This is a genomic window from Orenia metallireducens, assembly GCF_001693735.1.
Taxonomy (GTDB): Bacteria; Bacillota; Halanaerobiia; order Halobacteroidales; family Halobacteroidaceae; genus Orenia; species Orenia metallireducens.
In genome coordinates, this window is record NZ_LWDV01000010.1 from 51,567 (window position 1) to 66,713 (window position 15,147).

The following is a 15,147-nucleotide window of genomic DNA, read 5'->3' on the forward strand; positions in this document are numbered from 1 at the left end:
TATGAGAACAGATAAAGGAAAAAGTATCTATAAAAAAAGAAAAGAAACTGTTGAGCGAAGTTTTGCAGATGGAAAAAATCTGCATGGACTTCGCTATTGTCGTATGCGTGGAAAGAAAAATGTTGAAGAACAATGTTTGTTAACAGCATCAGTTCAAAACATGAAAAAGATCGCAAGCGTTCTTAAGCGTAGAGAAAAGAACTCTATTCTTCTAAAATCAGATAATAATATTAAATTTTTATTACTCTCTAAATCAATTTTAACTAAATTCAGCTATAGAAAAACCCCCACTAAAAAATTAGTGGGGGTTTTTCATCAATCTCAAGTTAGTCTATATTATAGACTAACTTTAGTTTAATTCAGGATAACTGACTTCATCTATTACTTTCATTTCAGTTATAGGCCAATAGACCCAAAATGCTTTACCGCTGATATCTTTATAGGAAACATAACCTACAGCCATCATATTCCTACTATCAGAACTATTGTTACGGTTATCTCCCATAGCAAAGACATGATCCTCAGGTACATGAAATGGACCAGCAGTACTATGAACTTCATATTCTTGTCTATCCTCATTATACATACGATAAAGACGATTCCTAATATAGGATTCATTAATATAATCCTCTTCAATCTTCTTATCATTAATATATAAAGATCCCTCTTTAATCTCTATCTTATCGCCTGGAAGCCCTATTACCCTTTTAATATACTTTCTTTTAGGGTCTCCTTTAGGCTTTAAGACGATTATATCACCTCTTTGAGGAGGGTGAAATCTATAAATAAACTTATTAACAAATAATCTCTCACCATCTGCTAAAGTAGGATCCATCGAGTGCCCATGGACTACAAAGGATTGTACTACAAAAGTTATAATAAAAAATGCTAAAACTCCTGCTATTAATACTGATTCAATCAGTTCCTTAATCTCATCTTTAATAGCTAACATCATGCTCCTCCTATTCTTCAACCTTTAATCGAGTTTAATCTTCTATTCTGCCAACAGCCATTCTGCTGACCTTAATCTCTACCTCTGGAGCAATCTCTAAACCTAGCTCATCATCTTTAATTTCAATAATTTTACCTTTAATTCCACCGATAGTAACTATTCTAGTCCCTATCCTTAAATTATCTAACATCTGTTGACGTTCTTGTTGTCTCTTCTTCTGTGGTTTGATAAATAAAAACCAAAAAAGACCTGTCATTACCACAAAGGGTAATAGACCTCCCAAAATCTCCATCTAAACTCCTCCTTAAGTATCAAAGGGCTATATAAGTTAATTAATATAACCCTATCAACTACCAAAATATTTTTATTTTCTATGTTTATATTCAAGATTATAAGGTTAAAATCCTTTTATAAGAAGTATCTTTTTTTAACTAATATATCAGGAACTGTGACTAGTAACCAGTGATGATTAACGAGTACAGAATAATAATTCAAGTACTTTACTGATTACTCGTCACTCGTTACTAATAACTATATTAACTAACTTAAACTTCTAGTCCATATCTCTCATAAAATTCAGCACGATACTCTAAGAATCTGTCTTCAGCAATAGCTTTTCTGATATTCTCCATCATATCCAATAAGAAATGTAGGTTATGATAAGTAGTCAGCCTTACACCTAAGATTTCATTCTGCTTAATTAAGTGCCTAATATAAGCACGAGTATAATTCTTACATACATAACAATCACAATCATGGTCTAATGGAGTGAAGTCTCTTTCATAGGTTGCATTACGTACAGTTACTCTACCTTGACTAGTAAAGACTAAACCATTTCTTGCAACCCTTGTCGGGAATACACAATCAAACATATCTATCCCTCTCATTACCCCTTCAAATAAATCAAATGGTGTTCCTACCCCCATCAGATAACGTGGCTTATTTTCAGGTAAGAAGTCAGGAGCATAATCTAATACCTCAATCATCAACTCTTTAGGCTCACCAACACTCAAGCCACCGATAGCATAACCTGGCAAGTCAAACTCAACAATCTGTTTAGCACTCTCTTCTCTTAAATCCTTATACATTCCCCCCTGCATAATCCCAAATAACGCTTGGTCATCACGAGTCTTGGCTTTAATACAACGTTCCAACCAGCGAGTAGTCATTTCTAGGGACTTCTTGACATACTCTCTATCAGCAGGATATGGTGGACACTCATCAAAGGCCATCATAATATCTGCTCCCAAAGCTGTCTGAATCTCAATAGACTTCTCAGGGCTGATAAAGTGTTTAGAACCATCGATATGGGACTTAAACTCTACACCTTCTTCAGTAATCTTATTCATATCACTTAAACTAAAGACTTGAAATCCTCCACTATCTGTCAAAATAGGTCTATCCCAATTCATAAACTTATGTAATCCACCAGCTTCTTCTATCAAATCATGTCCTGGTCTTAAATATAGATGATATGTATTACTTAAAATTATTTGAGAATTAATCTCCCTTAACTCCTCTGGGGTCATAGTCTTGACAGTAGCTTTAGTCCCTACTGGCATAAAGATAGGTGTCTCTATCTTTCCATGGGGAGTAGATAACTCTCCTAATCTTGCTTTAGTATCTTTGCATTTTTTCTTTAGTGTATATTCAAAAGACATATTTTCCTCCTCTTGTTTAATAACTATAAAACAAAGTTTAAACTTTTATTTTAAATGTAATTTCAAATTTCGCCTGAGGGCGAGTTACGTTTTTCCTTGATGAAAAAGTAACCAAAAATCAATAAAAAATTAAAATCATTTAATTCTCAATCCTCAATTATCAACTATAAAATCAGCATTCCATCTCCGAAACTATAGAATCTATACTTTTGCTCAACTGCCTGTTCATAGGCCTTCATTGTTAATTCTTGACCTGCAAAGGCACTAACTAGCATTACTAAAGTAGATTGTGGTAGATGAAAGTTGGTAATCAAAGCATCCACTGCTTTAAATTGATAACCTGGATAGATAAAGATATCAGTCCATCCTTTACCTGCTTCTACCCTACCTTTCTCAGTAGCCACAGTCTCTAAGGTTCTAGTAGAGGTTGTCCCTACAGAAAATACTCTATTGCCCCGTTCTTTAGCCTCATTAATTATCTTAGCTGCCTCTTCTGAAACTTCATAATACTCAGAGTGCATATGATGCTCTTCTATAGTATCAACACTAACAGGTCTAAAGGTACCTAAACCAACATGCAAGGTTATATCAACTATATTAACACCTTTGGCTTCTATCTTAGCTAAAAGTTCATCGGTGAAATGTAGCCCAGCCGTTGGAGCTGCTGCTGCTCCACGTTTCTTAGCATAGACAGTCTGATATTTATCACTCTTATCTAGTTCTTTAGTTATGTATGGTGGTAAAGGCATCTTACCAAGCTTATCCAATACAGCTTCAAAGGTACCTTCATATTCAAATTTAATCACTCGTCCACCAAAATCTGTTCTATCTTTAATCTCACCAACTAATTCCCCATTACCAAAAACAACTCTAGTCCCAAGCTTTAACTTACGCCCTGGGCGGACTAGAGCTTCCCATTCTCCTAATTCAACTTGAGTCAATAATAGAACCTCTACCTTCCCTCCAGTCTCTTCTTTGCGACCAAATAAACGGGCTGGAATTACTTTAGTATTATTTCTGACCAAGGTATCTCCTGGCTGAAAATAATCTATAATCTCTTTAAAAATTCTTCCTTCAATCTTCTCTTCTGCTCGATTGATAACCATTAGTCTTGATTTATCCCTTGGTTCCATTGGCTCTTGAGCAATTAGTTCTTCTGGTAGTTCAAAATCAAAATCTTTGACCTTCATCTAATATTCCTCCACCTCTTCAAAATAAGTATAAACCTAAGTTTAAGATTAAGCCTAAGCAAGTTATGAAAAATAAGAAATTAACTTAAACCCAATCTTAAACTAAAAATAAAATTACCACTCACCAATATCTATACCTTGATAATAATGCTTTAGTATCTCTTGATAAGTATACCCTTCTTTAGCCATCTGATAAGCTCCCCATTGGCTCATGCCTACTCCATGACCCCAGCCGTATCCTACAAATTGATAGTGATCATCCTCATCTGTTGTAGTAAAATCATCCTTTACTCCTAAACTTTCTAAGTCAAAGGTGAAACTATTATCTAAATTACTTAGCTTTAAGGAACTACTATTATTAATGGTAAAGCGAGTACTCTTTAAGCCTAGCCAGAATCTAAAAGTAGAGCTATCAACATCATAGATTCTATCATTAATATCAAAAATTCTAATAAAGCTAGCTCTTCCTGAAGGTCCTACACCTTCCAGACTAATCTGTTTTAATCCAGTAAGAGGGACTCCCTTAGCTACTAATATCTTCTCTATCTCATCCTTAGAATATTCTTTCTGCCAACTATAATGGGGGGAAATATCATCAGGAGAACTAACACTTTGTAGATAGGGTGTATCACTACTCCAGATAGTTGCACCCTTGGCCGTCTGCCCCCCTGCTGTAGAGTGATAAACTGCTGCAATCAGCTGACCTTGATAAATAGCCACCTCATTATGAGTCTCTTTTACTGCTGTTAATGTTCTTGGGTGTTCAAAAGCATAGCCTTTATAGGCTTGGGACCTCACAGTAGCTGATAGGTTATATCCTTTACTTGCATGGGATTTAATATTCCTTAAAGCATAGGTTCTTGCCACAACTGCTTGTGCCTTCAAGGAATCCATAGGCCATCTAGCACTGATTTCACTACCTACTACACTGGCTAAATAATAATCAAAATCAACGTGATTAACCACCGTTAAACCCTTATTATTATTCAAAATCTCTAAATAACCTCTATACTTTCTACCATTGACACTTATTAAGCTGTTAGAGTCAACAGGATATATCAATATCTTATCTTCTTGGAAGATATTCTTCCCAAAAGAGATTAAATCATTATTCTTCTTAACATTAAATCTATCTGCTAAGATCAAGCTAAGTTCTACTCCATTATCCAGCATCACCTTAATCCCATTCTCAGCTCCAATTAAGACCTCTTCAACATCATCTAATATCCCTACTTTTACTTTATCAACACTGGCATTACTGATAGATGTCATTGCAAACAATAAGACTAAGACCACTAATAGATTTAATTTTATTTTCATATTATCCTGCCTCTCTAAATTAGTAATAAGTAACGAGTGACAACCAATATCATTTAAATAACTTTAAAATAAAGGATAGCACTATACTCACTAATATTCCAGTTGTTATCGGGAAATAAAAGGTGAAGTTCTCCTTTTTAATATAGATATCCCCTGGTAAACGTCCAATAGGAAGACCTAATTTGATGATTATTCCTACAATAATTAAGAGTACCCCAATTAAGATAATCTGTCCACCAAATAAATCCTTCATCCTAGCTTCCCACCTCGATATTAAAATGCTTATAAGCCAAATCTGTTACCTTTCTTCCCCGTGGTGTCCTATTTAAGTATCCAATCTGCAATAAGTAAGGCTCATAAACATCTTCGATAGTCTCTCGTTCTTCATTGATAGCAGCTGCTAAGGTTCCTAAGCCTACTGGTCCACCTTTGAACTTCTCGATAATCATCTTTAACATCTTTCTATCAACTCTATCTAAACCTAATTTATCGACATTCAATCTATCTAAGGCATTCTTGGCAATCTCTTCAGTAATAATCCCATCACCCTCAATCTGAGCAAAATCTCTAACTCGTTTCAAAAAACGATTAGCAATTCTTGGTGTCCCCCTAGAACGTAAAGCAATCTGCTTAGCTCCAGCCTTCTCAATTCCTACCTGTAAGACCTTGGCAGCTCTCATAATAATCTGAGTCAACTCACCCTCTGTATAAAACTGTAGACGGTTGATTACTCCAAACCTATCGCGCAATGGTGAAGTCAGACTTCCTGCCTTAGTAGTTGCACCAATTAAGGTAAAGGGTGGTAAATCCAAGCGAATAGAACGAGCTTGGGGTCCTGCACCGATTACAATATCCAAAGCAAAATCCTCCATTGCAGGATATAAGGTCTCTTCTATCACCCGATTCAAACGGTGAATCTCATCTATAAAGAGGATATCATTTGGTTGTAACTTGGTTAAAACAGCCGCCAAATCTCCAGGCTTCTCGATAGCTGGACCTGATGTTGTCTTAATATTAGCCCCCATCTCATTAGCAATGATATTTGCTAATGTAGTCTTTCCCAATCCTGGCGGACCATATAATAAGACATGATCTAGAGAGTCTCCTCGCTCTAAAGCAGCCTGAATGAATACCTTTAGATTCTTCTTTATCTCTTCTTGTCCGATATAAGTATCCAACTTATTAGGTCGTAAATTAAAGTCTATATCCTCTTGCTTCTTAGTTGGTGAAACGAATCTATCTCTCATTTTCTCTTCCTCCTACCCTAGCTCAAATGAAGTAGAGCATTCTTAATAATATCTTCTACAATTATCTCTTTATCCTCTCTAATCACATCTGCTACTGCTTTAGTAGCGTCACTTTGCTTATATCCTAGGCTGATTAGTGCCTGTACAGCATCTTCCATTCTACTATCACCGCCAACCATATCTATAGAGTCATTACCTAATATATTATCAAGGTCTATCTTCTCTTGCAACTCTAAAATCAACCTCTTAGCAGTCTTGTTACCAATACCTTTAATCTCTTTTAAAGTATTTATCTGATTATTAACGATAGCAAACTTAAACTCTCTTGCTGGCATAGTAGATAGAATACTTAAAGCAACCTTTGGTCCTATCTTTGAGACATCTAGTAACTGTTCAAAAAGCTCCAAAGTCTCTACATTATTAAAACCATATAATGATATATTATCTTCTCGCACATAGTGATAGGTATGTAATTCAACCTCTTCATCTATTTGTGGTAGAGTTTGCTGTAGGCTACTTGGAATATAGACCTTATATCCTATGCCTCCTACTTGAATAACTATGTACTCTATATTATTTCTGATTAATCTTCCCCGTAAATAAGCTATCATACATTTTCCCTCCCTAACCCTTTAATTTCAATAACTTTTACTAAAATCCTGTTTAAAAAGAAAAAAACAGCCTAGTAATGACTGCTTATAATGGATATTTATTATTATAGAGTATTCTGCTATTATACATATAAATCTTCTAAAAATCGCTATTTATATAATCTTAAAATTATATTTTCTCCTAATTTAATGATTAATATACTATATAGAGATAATGAGACACTTTTAAAAATTGATAGTTGAGAATGAAGAATTGAGAATTAAAATATTTTAAACCGAAGAAAATTATTGTTTGAACGAAGCAAAAATTGAATTAAAACTTAAAGGCAATTAAAATATTAACTAGAGAGTCTAATATTAATAATAACTGAGAATTTGATTGCTGAGAGAGTTTAATTTTCTTCTAGACCTTTTGGTGACTTTTAGGGCAATGCTAAAAGTCACTCGGGAAAAAAGCTGATAAGCTTTCCCGAAAAATATTTTAATAATTTTGCTCACTTTTAAAAAAGTGAAAAGTATCTCAATACCCCCATTAACCAATATTAAAGAATCTGAGAAAGAAATTCCTGAGCTCTTTTATGGTTTGGATTGTTAAAGAAGTCTTCTGGTGTAGTCTTTTCTATTAATACTCCATTATCTAAAAATATTACCTCATCAGCAACCTCACGAGCAAAACCCATTTCATGAGTAACTACAATCATTGTCATACCATCATCTGCTAAATCTCTCATAACACCCAATACTTCTCCTACCATTTCAGGGTCTAAAGCAGAAGTAGGCTCATCGAACAATATTAATTCTGGTTGCATAGCTAAAGATCTAGCAATAGCCACTCTCTGTTTTTGACCTCCCGACAGAGAAGATGGGTATTGATCAGCCTTGTCCAAAATTCCTACTCTTTCTAAAAGCTTAGTAGCTATAGCTTTAGCCTCTTTTAATTTTAGCTTCTTGACCTTAACGGGTGCAAAAGTAATATTTTCCAACACCGTCATATGGGGAAATAAATTAAAATCCTGAAATACCATCCCTATATTTTTAGAAATATCTACTATTTTAGTCTTAGGGTTTTGGATAGAAATATCATCAACAATTATTTCACCACTATTAATTTTTTCTAAGCGGTTAATACATCTAATCAATGTACTCTTACCTGAACCACTAGGCCCACAGATAACAACAACCTCTCCCTTAGCAACACTGAAATTAATATCCTTTAATACCTCTAATTGACCATAACTTTTACAGACATTATTTATATTGACCATAATATCTTGATTAATACCAGACATCTTTAGACACTCCTTTCTAAACGATCAGAAATATTAATAATTGGATAACAAATAATAAAATAGAATATACCTACAATAAAGAAGATTAAAAAAGGATTCTCACCCCGTTGAGTCAACTGCCTACCCACTCTAGTTAAGTCTGTTAATCCTATTAAAGATATTAAAGCTGTAGACTTAATCAACAGAACAAATTGACCAGCTAATGGTGGTAGGGTTATTTTAATAGCTTGAGGTAAAATTATATACCTCATCTTCTGAAAATAATTTAATCCTAAAGAATGAGCAGCTTCATGCTGACCCTTCTCAACTGATTCTATTCCACTACGTATAATTTCAGTCATATACGCTCCTTCATGAATTACCAAACTTAACACTCCTGCTATAAATGGAGATAATCTGATATTAAAAAAAGGTAGGACATAATAAATTATAAAGAGTAATAATAAAAATGGTACTCCTCTAACTATATAAGTATAGAAGTTAACTACATAAGTAATAATAGGTACATTAATACTTTTAATTAACCCAGCCACAAAACCAACAATTAAGGACAGAATACTTGCTGCCATAGAAAGACATAATGTCCAATAAAGCCCTGTCACTAATTGCATAATGATCCGCTCAAATATTCCACTCTCCATCTATTTCACTCCTTAATATACATAATATAAATCAAAACTTAATAACCTGATAAGGAAAATTTCTTCTTTAATATATTGGCAGAAATCATTAAAATTGTAACTATAATAATATATCCCAATAAAGCTACTACAAAGGGTTCAATCGGCTTAAAAGTCCTAGCATGAACTACATTGGCTGTATTAGTAAGTTCATAAATCCCTATTGCTGCTAAAATACTACTATCCTTTATCAAATAAGTAAATTGACCAATTAACGGTGGTATAATCTTTCTTAATGCTTGTGGCGAAATTATATATATATAAGTCTGTCTTTTATCAATACCAAGAGACTGTGAAGCTTCAATTTGACCATTAGGAATAGATTCCAAGCCAGCACGAACAATTTCAGAAATATAGGCTCCACTATTTAAAACCAAAGCAATAACTCCACACCAATAGCCAGAAATATTTATATTAACATATGGAAGACCAAAATAAACAAAATAAACTTGCACTAATAAGGGTGTAGACCTAATTAAATTAATATAACCACCACTAAGCCAAGATAGACCCTTTATTTCAGATCTCTTCAATACAGCAAGAATAATTCCAAATATTAAAGCAACTGAAATACTACTTGCTGATATGCTTAAAGTATTAAAAAAACCTCGATAAAAATAATCTGAATACTTCTCTATTATTCTCCATTGAAAAAAATAATTCAATCAAATCCCTCCTTATTAAACCAGTAAAGGACAAGAAAGCCCACCTCTTGTCCTTTACTGGCTTTATTAGATTACAATTGTTTTTGGGCCTCTGGACTCCACTCTTTACCTAACCACTTCTTATATATTTTTGCAAATTCCCCTTCTCTTTTTATCTTTTCAAAGAATAGATTTACCCATAAACGTAAATCATCATCTTCATGGCGTACTGCAAAAGAATAAGTATCTACCACTAAGAATCCTGACAAAATTTTAAGTTTATCTGGAGCTTGCTGAACCTGTTCATAAGCAATAATTTCATCATCCAAAGCAACCTCTACCCGATTACTTAATAAGGCTGATTTAATATCTGGATTAGTTTGAAGAGGTATTATCTCTGCTGTAGGCAATTGCTCAGTAGCAACCTCTTCCTGAATTGATCCTAATAATACTCCAACCTTCAAATCTTTTCCTCTCACATCATCAGCACTGCTTAAAGAAGAAGTATCTCTTACATAAGCTACTGTTCCAGTCTTTAAATATGAATCAGTAAAGGCAACACTTTTAGCTCTTTCCAAAGTATTTGACATTCTATCTCCTATCAAATCAATTCTTTCAGATAATAAAGATGGTATTAAGCCAGCCCAGTCCATATCGACAAATTCAACTTCAACTCCCATCCTTTCACCAATCAATCTTCCTAATTCTACAGTCATACCAGTTAATTCTCCATCAGTATCTCTAAAAGTAAAAGGGGGTGCACTTGCATTAATCCCTATTATAATTTTACCTCGAGATTGAATCTCATCTAGTATTCTCTTTTCATCTACAGCCTTGCTACTTGTTACTTGCTCATTGCTTGGGCTAGAGCAAGCAGCACTAATAACCATCAAAATCATTACCAAACATGCCATCAAAATTACTCTTATTTTATTCAATTTAACTCCCCCTCAAATTTATGTTTTAATTAATAATCTGTAATTTTAAAATATACCCCCCTCTTTTTTATTATTTTAAATAGTTTTATGCAAACTATATGTTAACTACGTGTCAATTATATACCTTAACTTCTTGTTGTGTCAAGATTTTTATCAAAATAACTTCTTAAAACAATATACAGTTAACATCAATTGGCAAGTTTGGGAATGAGAAAAGGTAAAAGAGCAGCATTGCTAGCAATGCTGCTCTTTTACCTTTTCATTCATTTATAATACTAACTAAACCCTCTAAAACAGTTAGTAGCTCTTCTTGACTTGCTACCTCTATCCCTTTAAGTAATTCCTTCTTATCCTTTTCCGATAGCTTCTTGACTGGAATATCCTTTCTTAATTCAAGTAACTCTTTAGCCTCTAAGCTATCCCCTTTATAAATTGCTACATATCCATCCTTAACGCCTAAAAATACCTTATTATTTATCTTTACCTGCTCTTTATCTTCACTATCATCCTCTTTACTCTCCGATTCTAAGCTATCATCACCTTGCTCCTTTAATCCCTGCTCTTTATCCTCTTCATCTAAAGCTTGATTATTATCTATTGTCTCTTTACCTTCAGACTTTTCTGAGTTATTATCATTTATATCATCTAAAATCGACTGATTACCACTATCTTCATTTAGCCAAGAGAAGAAGTCATCTGCATCTGCTGTTGAACCTTCCCCTTTAGCCTGCTCTTCTTTATCTGCTCTCTTCTGCTGATTCTTTACAAGATCTTCTTCATTGATTTCGATGATTATCTCATCTGATTTCGTCTTATTCTTCTTATCCTCCATCTTCTCCTTAGCAACCTCTAAGATTGATTCCAGCAATCGGTTATCTTGCTTAGTATTTTTAGAAGGATGATTTAATCTCTCTAAAAGATATTTAAGCCCTTCACTTAACTTGATATTAGTAGCTGTCTGTAGCTTCTGATTTATCCTCTTCTCTTCTTTCTTTACCAGCTCTAAGATGGTCAAATTCCTTCCAATCTCCTCTTCAACCTCCGAAACCTTAGCAACATCCTCCTGCTTTTCATCTCCTAAATTATCCTCTTGCTGTTGATAAAAGTCCTCCTCCACTAGTTCTTCTCTATTTTTGTCAGGCTTCTTATTATTTATAGTTGTATCTAAAAGTAGATAAGTTAGACCTGCAATCATCCCAATTATAATAGGAATTATCATCAGCTTGTTTAGGTGCTTCAAATCAAATCCTCCTTTAGTATTACAGCTTTAAAGTTATTATCTCCAAAGAAGGATTTGATTATAATTAGTAAAGCAAGTAAATCAAATCTTGTTGCTGATTAAGTAGTTATAATATTTAACAATTTTAATCAGAATAAGCCTTTTAATAATTTAACATCTATTTTTCCAATTGAATCAACAGTAATATCTGCTAGTGATAGATCTTGATCTCCTGAGTTGATATTCTGAAATCCAATACACTTCATCATAGCAGCTTTGGCAGCCTTTACACCATTACTTGAATCTTCAATCACAACACAATCATTGGGGTTAATGTCCAATCTATAAGCTGCTTCTGTAAAGATATCAGGGGCTGGCTTGCCCTTTTCTACCTCTTCCCCACTAATAATCAAATCAAATGAATCCTGTAAATTAAACTTGGTAAGAATAATCTCAATTAGCTTCTTGGGGGATGAAGAAGCTACTGCTAACTTTATTTTTCTATTTCTTAGCTCTTCTATCAGCTCTTTGATATATTCCACTATAGGTAATTCTTTAGCTTCTGACATATATTTAAAGACACTATCCTTATGTAGCTTCGTCAAATCTTCAATAGTCTCTTCTAGCTGATATTCATCTGTCATCTTCTCCCATAACCCTTCCATTGTCATACCAACAAATGATTCATGCTCTTTTTGGGATACATCCAATCCTAACTCATCAAATAAATCTCTTTCGATTTTAAAGTATATCGGCTCACTATCAATAATAACTCCATCCATATCAAAGATAACCGCTTTTAACTCAGCCATTTAATCGCCTCCTATAGCTATAATTATTTCAGTAAGCTTCCTTTTAATATCATTACAGCTTGTCCACCTAAATAAACTCTATCCTGCTCTATCCTAACCTTGATAACTCCTCCACGTTTTGAGGCTTGATAAGCTAAAAATTCATCCTTATTCAACCTCTCTTGCCAAAACGGACCCAAACAGCAATGTGCAGAACCAGTGACTGGATCTTCATCTACTCCAACTCCTGGGGCAAAGAATCTTGAAACAAAGTCATACTCTTTAGAATCAGATTTGCTAGTTACAATAACACCTCTAGCTTTAAGATCTTTTAATGCTTTAAAATCAGGACTAATTCCTCTAAGAAGCTCTTCAGATTCAACCTCCACTAAATAATCAAGGCGATTTCTCCCAACATATCTAGGCTCTACTCCTAAGGAATTAATAATTATATCAGATGCTTCAGCTTTCTTCTCTGGCTCAGCTGGAAAATTCAGTTCTATCCACTCACCATTCTTTCTTGCTGTTAGCAAACCACTTCTTGTATAAAAATTTATCTCCTTATCCTCTTTTACCCTTTTGGTCTCCCATAACACATATGCACTAGCAAGAGTAGCATGACCACATAGCTCTTCTTCATGTTCTGGAGTAAACCAACGTAAATTATAACCATCACCTTCTTTATACAAAAATGCTGTCTCTGATAAGTTCATTTCAGCTGCTACATTCTGCATCCAGCTATCTTCCTTAAGTTCCGATAATAAACAGACAGCTGCTGGATTACCTTTAAAAACTTTATTTGTAAAAGCATCTATTTGATATACTTCCATTTCTTCTTCCTCCTTAAATATTAAAATATAAGAAAACTAATAACTCAATTATCCCGTAATAAATCTGATATCATACATATTTAGCAATCTCTAATCTTCTATTAGTTAGTGTAACTAATTCTCTTAAAATAACGCGTTGTGCTAGTTAAATCTTAATATAAATAGTGTCTTCTTATGAGTATATTGCCACACTTTTTACTTTGGTGGCTGGGAGTTGAAGGGCTAGGTAGTTAGTCAGTTCCTAACCACCTACCCACCTATCTACCTAAGAACCAAAGTGTCGTAATCTCTCTATATTGTATCAGTTCTTTTACTAGCACAAGACGTTAAAATAATATTTTATCTTAAAGTAGCTTTTAAGCTAAAGGTTATAGGCATAGCACCTTCTAAAGGTGGATAATACATAAGTCCTTCTTCATCTTTGTTTGTCCCACCCATACCTGAAGCACAACGGTCATACTCATTTAAAAACTCAATAAATAGCCCTGCTTGTGCTAAAGAATTAATTAAATCACTAATAGTATACATCCAAAAATAATTTTTAGCTTCTTTAGTTTCAGATGCATAACCACCAATTTGATTATCTTCATCTGCTTCTTCTTTAAAATAAGGATATTTTATTTCAGTAACACCATTTGTAATCTTATCTTCATCAAAAGTAAGATAAAATGGATGACTATCATGAACATAGAAAAATCCATTTTCTTTTAAAAAGTGTTTAATTGTTCTTCCCCATTTTTTTAAATCTGGTAACCACCCAATTGCTCCATCAGATGTAAAAACTATATCATATTCTCCTTCATGATTTTCCATAAGCTCCATAATATCAGATTCAATAAAATCTACATTTTCGACTTCTAAATCCTTTGCCAATTGTTTTGCAAAATATATATTGTCAAGAACTAAATCAACTCCTGTAACATCTGCTCCCATTTTTGCTAATACAATCGAATCTGCACCTGTGTTACATTGTAAATGAAGCACCTTCTTTCCAGATATATCCCCTAATTCCTTTAATACAATCGGATTAAATTTATAGCTATTCTCTTCAAATTGCTTTTTAAAATGCTGATAATGATCTTTTGATACTAAACCCCAAGCTTTTTTATTTTCTTCTATTTTATTCATCTTTATAATCATTCCTCTCTATGCTATCCTTATATTATTTTCTCTGTCTTTCTTACTAAATATTTACTTTTCACCATATTATCTAAGTCAACTCTGCCGCCTAACGTCCCGCAGGTTCGCGACGTCCTCTTCAACGCTACCAACTCCTAATTAAAGCTACCACTCACATAAGTCAGCCCCACTTCCCATTTATCCTCCCAAGTTAGGATATCGCTAACGTGCTGTTCGTATAATAGGGTACATAACCAGTTCAATCTGGTATGTGCCCTTATTTATTATTATAATAATAGTAAAATTAAAACCAGGATGAAGAAAGCATCTGCTGTTGGGACTTTGATCCCGTCGCATAAACTGTTCAATTCCTAGTCAACACTTATACCCCAATTGAGCTGGTTGAGTCTTTGAACTCGTATCACAACACGAACCTGTGGAGAGTCGTTGATTAAGAAACCTGGTTAATAAGGAGGACTCAAATGGATCAACCTATTTTAAGTATTGATGTATCAAAATCTAATAGTTATGCTACTGCTTTTTTAGCTTATGGACAGGTTTTTACTTCTCCCATTTCTTTTGCTAATACTAGCGAAGGAATAGTAACTGCTTTTAAATTACTTAAAAATTTAAAGAAAGCAAGTGGTAAACAACCT

At 33.9% G+C, this 15,147-nt stretch carries 17 protein-coding genes; 1 reads left to right on the plus strand and 16 read right to left on the minus strand.

Features of this window, described 5'->3' with window-relative positions:
• The coding region (locus U472_RS17260; protein ID WP_068719010.1) for a transposase at nucleotides 1-358 on the plus strand (358 nt) is incomplete at its 5' end.
• Here the strand turns inward: U472_RS17260 and lepB are convergent.
• The 16 genes from lepB to U472_RS12500 all read right to left on the minus strand — a co-directional run bounded on the left by lepB (nucleotide 350) and on the right by U472_RS12500 (nucleotide 14,500).
• Nucleotides 350-952, minus strand: a complete 603-nt coding sequence (lepB, locus tag U472_RS12425) for a signal peptidase I (protein WP_176714173.1) — start codon at nucleotides 950-952, stop codon at nucleotides 350-352. The genes U472_RS17260 and lepB overlap by 9 nt on opposite strands.
• 34 nt (nucleotides 953-986) lie before the next feature.
• Nucleotides 987-1,244 carry a preprotein translocase subunit YajC gene (gene yajC / locus U472_RS12430; protein ID WP_068719012.1) on the minus strand — a complete coding sequence of 86 codons (258 nt, stop codon included), beginning with the start codon at nucleotides 1,242-1,244 and terminating at the stop codon, nucleotides 987-989.
• A gap of 253 nt (nucleotides 1,245-1,497) precedes the next feature.
• Complete coding sequence (gene tgt / locus U472_RS12435) at nucleotides 1,498-2,613, minus strand: tRNA guanosine(34) transglycosylase Tgt (protein WP_068719014.1); 1,116 nt, start codon at nucleotides 2,611-2,613, stop codon at nucleotides 1,498-1,500.
• Nucleotides 2,614-2,777: 164 nt separating this feature from the next.
• Nucleotides 2,778-3,803, minus strand: a complete 1,026-nt coding sequence (gene queA, locus U472_RS12440; protein WP_068719016.1) for a tRNA preQ1(34) S-adenosylmethionine ribosyltransferase-isomerase QueA — start codon at nucleotides 3,801-3,803, stop codon at nucleotides 2,778-2,780.
• Between the two features lie 114 nt (nucleotides 3,804-3,917).
• A complete protein-coding gene (locus tag U472_RS12445) occupies nucleotides 3,918-5,123 on the minus strand; it encodes a SpoIID/LytB domain-containing protein (RefSeq protein WP_068719018.1) in 1,206 nt (401 codons plus the stop codon).
• 49 nt (nucleotides 5,124-5,172) lie between these two features.
• Nucleotides 5,173-5,376 (minus strand): DUF2905 domain-containing protein, encoded by a 204-nt coding sequence (locus U472_RS12450; protein ID WP_068719020.1) that lies wholly within the window; start codon nucleotides 5,374-5,376, stop codon nucleotides 5,173-5,175.
• 1 nt (nucleotide 5,377) lies between these two features.
• A complete protein-coding gene (gene ruvB / locus U472_RS12455) occupies nucleotides 5,378-6,370 on the minus strand; it encodes a Holliday junction branch migration DNA helicase RuvB (protein WP_068719022.1) in 993 nt (330 codons plus the stop codon).
• Nucleotides 6,371-6,387: 17 nt separating this feature from the next.
• Nucleotides 6,388-6,981: a Holliday junction branch migration protein RuvA gene (gene ruvA, locus U472_RS12460; RefSeq protein WP_068719024.1), complete on the minus strand. Its 594-nt coding sequence runs from the start codon at nucleotides 6,979-6,981 to the stop codon at nucleotides 6,388-6,390.
• 542 nt (nucleotides 6,982-7,523) lie between these two features.
• Nucleotides 7,524-8,246, minus strand: a complete 723-nt coding sequence (locus U472_RS12465) for an amino acid ABC transporter ATP-binding protein (RefSeq protein WP_068719777.1) — start codon at nucleotides 8,244-8,246, stop codon at nucleotides 7,524-7,526.
• 26 nt (nucleotides 8,247-8,272) lie between these two features.
• Nucleotides 8,273-8,911, minus strand: a complete 639-nt coding sequence (locus U472_RS12470) for an amino acid ABC transporter permease (protein ID WP_068719026.1) — start codon at nucleotides 8,909-8,911, stop codon at nucleotides 8,273-8,275.
• Nucleotides 8,912-8,949: 38 nt separating this feature from the next.
• The gene (locus U472_RS12475) at nucleotides 8,950-9,615 is read right to left on the minus strand and encodes an amino acid ABC transporter permease (RefSeq protein ID WP_068719029.1); all 666 of its coding nucleotides are present in this window, start codon (nucleotides 9,613-9,615) and stop codon (nucleotides 8,950-8,952) included.
• Between the two features lie 71 nt (nucleotides 9,616-9,686).
• Nucleotides 9,687-10,532 carry a substrate-binding periplasmic protein gene (locus U472_RS12480; protein ID WP_068719030.1) on the minus strand — a complete coding sequence of 282 codons (846 nt, stop codon included), beginning with the start codon at nucleotides 10,530-10,532 and terminating at the stop codon, nucleotides 9,687-9,689.
• A gap of 259 nt (nucleotides 10,533-10,791) precedes the next feature.
• Nucleotides 10,792-11,772, minus strand: a complete 981-nt coding sequence (locus U472_RS12485; protein WP_068719032.1) for a BofC C-terminal domain-containing protein — start codon at nucleotides 11,770-11,772, stop codon at nucleotides 10,792-10,794.
• A gap of 128 nt (nucleotides 11,773-11,900) precedes the next feature.
• The gene (locus U472_RS12490; RefSeq protein ID WP_068719034.1) at nucleotides 11,901-12,563 is read right to left on the minus strand and encodes an HAD family hydrolase; all 663 of its coding nucleotides are present in this window, start codon (nucleotides 12,561-12,563) and stop codon (nucleotides 11,901-11,903) included.
• 23 nt (nucleotides 12,564-12,586) lie between these two features.
• Nucleotides 12,587-13,372 carry a PhzF family phenazine biosynthesis protein gene (locus U472_RS12495; RefSeq protein WP_068719036.1) on the minus strand — a complete coding sequence of 262 codons (786 nt, stop codon included), beginning with the start codon at nucleotides 13,370-13,372 and terminating at the stop codon, nucleotides 12,587-12,589.
• 339 nt (nucleotides 13,373-13,711) lie between these two features.
• Nucleotides 13,712-14,500 (minus strand): class I SAM-dependent methyltransferase, encoded by a 789-nt coding sequence (locus U472_RS12500; RefSeq protein ID WP_068719038.1) that lies wholly within the window; start codon nucleotides 14,498-14,500, stop codon nucleotides 13,712-13,714.
• Nucleotides 14,501-15,147 lie beyond the last annotated feature (647 nt).

Coding starts and splice junctions, on each gene's coding strand:
- U472_RS12495 (WP_068719036.1), bottom strand. CDS start 13,372: ATGGAAGTATATCAAATAGATGCTTTTACAAATAAAGTTTTTAAAGGT.
- ruvA (WP_068719024.1), bottom strand. CDS start 6,981: ATGATAGCTTATTTACGGGGAAGATTAATCAGAAATAATATAGAGTAC.
- tgt (WP_068719014.1), bottom strand. CDS start 2,613: ATGTCTTTTGAATATACACTAAAGAAAAAATGCAAAGATACTAAAGCA.
- queA (WP_068719016.1), bottom strand. CDS start 3,803: ATGAAGGTCAAAGATTTTGATTTTGAACTACCAGAAGAACTAATTGCT.
- ruvB (WP_068719022.1), bottom strand. CDS start 6,370: ATGAGAGATAGATTCGTTTCACCAACTAAGAAGCAAGAGGATATAGAC.
- U472_RS12470 (WP_068719026.1), bottom strand. CDS start 8,911: ATGGAGAGTGGAATATTTGAGCGGATCATTATGCAATTAGTGACAGGG.
- lepB (WP_176714173.1), bottom strand. CDS start 952: ATGTTAGCTATTAAAGATGAGATTAAGGAACTGATTGAATCAGTATTA.
- U472_RS12465 (WP_068719777.1), bottom strand. CDS start 8,246: ATGGTCAATATAAATAATGTCTGTAAAAGTTATGGTCAATTAGAGGTA.
- U472_RS12450 (WP_068719020.1), bottom strand. CDS start 5,376: ATGAAGGATTTATTTGGTGGACAGATTATCTTAATTGGGGTACTCTTA.
- U472_RS12490 (WP_068719034.1), bottom strand. CDS start 12,563: ATGGCTGAGTTAAAAGCGGTTATCTTTGATATGGATGGAGTTATTATT.
- U472_RS12500 (WP_068719038.1), bottom strand. CDS start 14,500: ATGAATAAAATAGAAGAAAATAAAAAAGCTTGGGGTTTAGTATCAAAA.
- yajC (WP_068719012.1), bottom strand. CDS start 1,244: ATGGAGATTTTGGGAGGTCTATTACCCTTTGTGGTAATGACAGGTCTT.
- U472_RS12445 (WP_068719018.1), bottom strand. CDS start 5,123: ATGAAAATAAAATTAAATCTATTAGTGGTCTTAGTCTTATTGTTTGCA.